General features: G+C 41.6%; 9 protein-coding genes. All 9 read right to left on the bottom strand.

Annotated features, from left to right (window positions below):
- Positions 1 to 40: 40 nt before the first annotated feature.
- Positions 41 to 178, bottom strand: a complete 138-nt coding sequence (locus P5674_RS22940; RefSeq protein ID WP_157888701.1) for a hypothetical protein — start codon at positions 176 to 178, stop codon at positions 41 to 43.
- A 268-nt stretch (positions 179 to 446) separates the two neighbouring features.
- Entirely contained in the window at positions 447 to 764 is a 318-nt protein-coding gene (locus P5674_RS22935) for a hypothetical protein (protein WP_315643052.1), read from the bottom strand.
- A 1-nt stretch (position 765) separates the two neighbouring features.
- A complete protein-coding gene (locus P5674_RS22930; RefSeq protein ID WP_315670315.1) occupies positions 766 to 1,185 on the bottom strand; it encodes a hypothetical protein in 420 nt (139 codons plus the stop codon).
- A 3-nt stretch (positions 1,186 to 1,188) separates the two neighbouring features.
- Positions 1,189 to 1,542 (bottom strand): hypothetical protein, encoded by a 354-nt coding sequence (locus P5674_RS22925; RefSeq protein WP_315670314.1) that lies wholly within the window; start codon positions 1,540 to 1,542, stop codon positions 1,189 to 1,191.
- 21 nt (positions 1,543 to 1,563) lie between these two features.
- On the bottom strand, positions 1,564 to 1,731 hold the full coding sequence (locus P5674_RS22920; protein WP_286180316.1) for a hypothetical protein: 168 nt from the start codon (positions 1,729 to 1,731) through the stop codon (positions 1,564 to 1,566).
- A 347-nt stretch (positions 1,732 to 2,078) separates the two neighbouring features.
- Positions 2,079 to 3,278, bottom strand: coding sequence for a hypothetical protein (locus tag P5674_RS22915; protein WP_315670313.1), 1,200 nt, complete (start codon positions 3,276 to 3,278; stop codon positions 2,079 to 2,081).
- Positions 3,279 to 3,305: 27 nt separating this feature from the next.
- Complete coding sequence (locus tag P5674_RS22910) at positions 3,306 to 4,283, bottom strand: hypothetical protein (protein ID WP_315670312.1); 978 nt, start codon at positions 4,281 to 4,283, stop codon at positions 3,306 to 3,308.
- A gap of 4 nt (positions 4,284 to 4,287) precedes the next feature.
- A complete protein-coding gene (locus P5674_RS22905; protein ID WP_315670311.1) occupies positions 4,288 to 4,728 on the bottom strand; it encodes a hypothetical protein in 441 nt (146 codons plus the stop codon).
- 2 nt (positions 4,729 to 4,730) lie between these two features.
- Positions 4,731 to 5,411: hypothetical protein (locus tag P5674_RS22900; RefSeq protein WP_315670310.1), on the bottom strand; the 681-nt coding region annotated here is incomplete at its 5' end.

The following is a 5,411-nucleotide window of genomic DNA, read 5'->3' as shown; positions in this document are numbered from 1 at the left end:
GACCCCATCACTTCCTACCCGTAATAATTCCGGCAAAACTTCAGTCGTCATAATTTTTGTATTTATCGCCTTGGATATTTAACGGAAAATAATCTTGATTTTTGGTTAAGTATTTTTCCATGTGGTTGATGTTTATCCATACAAGTTTATTATGGTCTTCTATTTCTCGCCTAAGCATTGACGATATTCTGTTTAGCTCTTCTCTGTTTCTGTTGACTTGTACTTTAATTATTGTGTATTGAACTGATACATACCATACCGTACTAATGAGTGAAAGTATCCAACTTATGATTATTGTGATTTTTTCGATTTCAATATCCACGGTGGAATTAACTCCTCTGTTGATGTGGATTTTTAATCACATTTTACTTGGGTTAATTTCAAGACTTTGACCAGATAACGCAGATAGAATCCGAATTATCTGGCAGCTTTAAATTTTCGACCAACTAACTTTCGATTTTCGGGACAATTACAGCATCTTCATACTTTCTAAAAAAAGCTAGAGTTCTTTGTAATCTCCTAAAAAATGTCCCGTCTAAACTTTCTATTACAGGCCCAAAACTTTCTTCTGAGACCATACTAATTGCTTGATTTCCTGGTTGTTGGTTGTATACTTGCTGTGCTTGATATAATGCCCCTACTAAATGACAAAATTCTACGGTAGCGTCCACACTATCACCGCTTGCCCCCAATGTTTCTAGTAAGGTTTTAAACTGTGAATCATCTGGGAGATGGTCGATTAATTGATTAAGAGAGATGTCCATGTTAACTTACAAAAGCCTCAATTGTTACGTCAAACTTTAGATCCATTGTAGGATGATTTTCGATCCATGTTGCGTTTTTGAAAAAACGGCGGCGGACTCCCAACCTTCTAATCACCGAGGGGTTGTCTGTAAATTCTTGAACTGGTGGATAGTTAATCAGTTGCGGTTCTTCTGTAACGTATACAGTCCTTTGCCCTGTTATCCAGTCAGAATTTCCAGAACCATTAGAATAATGCCCTCTAATAAGCAGCATTGACCTATAGCCATCATAGGGATTTTTCCACCGCCCCCAATCAGTTAAAAATTTAAACCTCAACAATGAGTATTGAGTAACTGGGGGGCTGTGAATTATCCATTCTTGAGTTGGCTGATAACTTGACGCTATCACCTCCCATGTGCCATAAGCATCCGTAAAACTCATGCTTTACTTGATAACTTGACGACGGTCTAGACTAGCTCTCAATACTGTTTTACCGTTTAGGGTTTTACCGCTACTATTATAATGATGTAAAGCAGCGTTTACGTTTTCTACGTCGCAAAATAGTCTATATGTAATTGGTGGTTTATTGGTTCCATTGTTGCAACTAACGCAAAGTCTCACCAATACACCAGCTCGCATTAATTCCCCAGTATCATAAACTGGCTCCTTCTTATTCGCATCAGCGACTGGACCTATTCCCAAATGTGTTACAGTGTTATCGTCATACATCACACTACTAGCTCTAAATACTCTAACCTTATTGCCATCTACTAATTGACATAGTTTCGTTCTAGCCATTGATATACTCTCCTTTTGTTATTAACGGTAATCAACTCGTACACGATCGCGACATGAAGTTATCACTCCCGTACCATCCCAGGGCTTGTTAGGTAGCACTTGGATGGCTTCAGTAACCTTGTCTGTAGGCACATAAATATCAGCACCAAAATACTTATTGTCTTTTCGGTAGTTAATTCGCATCTTCATTAAGAAACCCTCCTGCACAGCTTTATTTGGCTTAAGCATATGTGCATTTACATTTGTTGGATCTGTGTGGGCGGTCATTCCGAGATGTGTAGCAATGCCATTGTACCGATTAGAAAGCCGGGCAGCTACTTTAATGGTTCCCGTACCCCCTGGCGAGGGTGAATTCCAGCTATAAATTTTTGAACTATTTAGACTGGGCATAGAATACCTGCCTTGTTGTTTAAAAACTGATTACCACTACATTCATAACAGGTATTTTTAGGGTGTGCAACAGTTACGGAAACCTATAGGGTTTCCGAACATACAAGGGAGTTTGTTTGATCTAAAAAAATCGTTGGGGTTGTCTTCTAATCGGGATTCTTGTATATGTGCCCGTTGTAGTCACAGAGTATGATAGGCTCATTGAGCATCTCCAAAAACAATTTCGCCTCTCTAAAATAGACGTGCCCGACCGGACGGCGGCGGGGTGGTTTAATTTTGTTACCCAATATCGTCACTTCTGGGGGCGTAATAGGAAACGCTTGGGTTGGATTTTGGTTGCTCGATGTAAAGACCTTTGAGTTATCAAATTCTATTTCCATCACCTGGCAGATTCGTTGATAAAGATTAATCCCCTCTGATGCACTGGTGACAAAAACGAAAGATTCCAACCCTTGGCGCTTGTCTCTATAGCTAACCGATTCCCTCCCCTTGTGAAGACGGAATTGTTGAGGTTGTAGAAAGTTTTGGACGATTCTCTGTGCCAAACTTCTGATATTAGCTTTAGTTAACAAGTCGCCAGTTCCGTTCGGGTTTTCTGTTTTTCCCACCAAACGGAATCCCACTCTTGCCTCTAATTGTCGGTAGCCTTTTTCCACATCCTCGATCCGTTCCAAAAAGTACAGCACAACCTTGGGAGCGCCCCGGTAACTAATACCCGTCGAGACCGTGCTATCCATTCCCTCACTGCTACCCCCACCCTCGTAGTGGATTTGTAGGATTTGCCTAATTAATTCCTTGTCGTTCCCCGTCAAGACAACTGATTTGTTCTGAGAGCGATCGGGAAAATATTCTATTGTGCGGTGAAGCCCAACATCTTTTGCTGTTTTTCGGGCTGAAGGTTTCCATTCAATGTAAGCCGGGCGAGAGCCTACCTCGTTCCTCCATCTGCTTATTGTCTCCCCATTGGAATCCTTAACATTAGATGAAGGATAGTTAGTTCTTAAATTGGGGAGTTTTGGGTTCACTCTGTAGCGCAGTTCTGGATAACCCGCCGCCCAAACATCAAACCAATCCTCGAATTTTAGATCGCTGGCATTGAGAAGATGATCGATCATCTTCTCCATCCATCCCAGTTGTGACAACTGCAATGCCAAGGCTGACTCAGAACCAGCCATCAGCAGTTTGTAATCTGGGTTTTTTCTGTCTGGCTGTAGTTGGTAAACGTTCCAGTTAGGTTGTAACTCTATTCGGACTCGTTCCGGGCGTTTATCCGATAGCTTCGTGATACGCCTTTGACGAGCCATCATGATGTAAGTTTGCTGGGTAAGTCTTCCAACGTCTGCCATTGATATCCCTCCTCTCAGGTGATGAATTTATACCGGTATCCACTCCTCATAAGTTCCCTGCTCTGACAACAACTCACCGAGGGTTTCAAAAAAAGTAGATGTCATTGTTTCTATACCCTCCCATTGTTGCTCATTCACCCAATCAAAATATTCATCTTCTTTAACTTTCGCCCAAGTTTCTTCTACTTTCTCCGAAACAATAAAAGGTGATTGCCCTTCCTTGCCCCAAGTATCTTCCTTATCCAACAACCTGGCTGCTACTTTTCTGGCGTTAATGTAAGTCATAACAAACAGTGCTTTTTTAACAACCTCTTGCACCGCATACCTCAGCGAGGATAACGCATCCACCAAAGTCTCTTTAATAGTCGGGTTAATCATACACATAGCGGCGATCGCACCTTCCCGAATCCTTAGCGTTGCTGCATTAACCGACTGCCCTACCTTCCCCGCCACCAAACTAGCCAATGATTTCCCGACTGTTTCCCCCAAGGGAACATATAAAGCATTAGCCGCTTGTTTTAAATCGTCCATCATTTTCTTGTCAGATGCTGCCCAATCAAAGTTATAGGCTTGAGAAACCCCTTGGGTCAATTTGCTCATCACTGTAGGTATTGTTACCCCTAAAAAACCGCCAACAAAAGCCGGATGGGCTGCTACTAAACTCCCTACACCCGCACCAACAAACCCTAATGCTTGTCCGCCAACAATCAGCACAGTCCCAGCAATTAAACCACCCGCTACAATCCCGGCTATTTTAGGAACCAGAGGAGCCTCTTGTAGCCATTCTTTGAAAAAACCCCAGTTCCCTTTTTTGATGTTTTCTGCAATAACTAAAGCTCCGCCCTTGACACTACCCGCCCACTTCTTAAAATCAAAGGCTTTTAAACTTTGAATCTGCTGATAAAAAGGGGTCGAAAAAGCATTAAACCACTGTGAAGACATTGCACCGCCAGCTATAGCGGTTGAAGTTAGTTCTCTCTGGTCTATCCCTACAACATTAGACATAATCTTAACCTATATTATCAGCGTCGAATGGTAATAAGTCTTTACTTCGGCGAAATTCAGTTAGATTTTCCCTTGATGACAAATTGTCGGATTTGATTTGGCGATTCATCATCAACTCATCATTAGTTTTTAAGAGACGTGCCCGTTCCTCTCTAGTAGGAGGACTTTTGGGTTTGTCTTTAAACCTCGGTTCTGTCATCGCATTATAGTAATTCATCAACCAAGAACGTTTAAACTGTTCAAAGTCGCCGCCCCCAAGGGCTGAAGCTACATTTAAATATTCTAAGTGTAGCCGAAAATCCAAGACAGCGATCGCTTCCTCTATTCTGTTGTTGGTATCAGTTCTTAACCCGGCTTTTTCATCTTTTTTAGATGGTGGTTTCCCACCACTACCGGAATCCCTCGGAGGGCGATTAGAACCACGGGGGGGATTTCTTTTGGTCACGATTATGTCCTCATTTTAGCTGCCATATTCAAAATTATCTCATAAAGGTCAGTGCTTTTAAACCTAAACTCATCAACCTCTATTTCATAATCATGAATCTCTAATAAATCGGGTAACATAGCTTCTGTCGTGTCTTCATCGTTTAAATCAAGTTTAGGCTCCTGACCCTTTTTACTATCCTTACCGAATCCCTTACCAGCTCCCCAGTGTTTTTTACCAAACACATTAAACTCAATCGGTAAAGTCACCACCTTCGAGATAATAGGAATTCCCAACCCGTCCAAAATCGCCGACGTTCTGTAATATAACTTAGCTAAAGTCCGATACATTCTCGTCATTATATAAGCTAGGCGAATCTGAATATTTAACCGGTTAGCACTATCACCTTTCAACTCAATCAACAGTTCAGTCTGAGCCTTTAATATAGCCCCCAGCGAGTTAAACTTTAACTCTATAGACTGGTCGCCTTTTTGGGCTTTATTCGTATCCTGAACTTTAACAGTAACCGGAGCATCAAAACCATAATTGTCGATGGTTTTCAACAGGTCAGACATGATTTCCAGATAATCCTTATTTGCATGATTACCTTTACCTTCTGGTATCATCATATTAGACGGAACCTGGAAACTCTTGTCTAACAACTTCCTGACCCCTAGGGCTTTATGTATTTCCCGAGTCATCTT

Source organism: Limnospira sp. PMC 289.06 (assembly GCF_032350395.1).
GTDB lineage: Bacteria > Cyanobacteriota > Cyanobacteriia > Cyanobacteriales > Microcoleaceae > Limnospira > Limnospira platensis.
The sequence above is the reverse complement of the archived record's forward strand: the minus strand, read 5'-3'. Positions and strand labels throughout refer to the sequence as shown.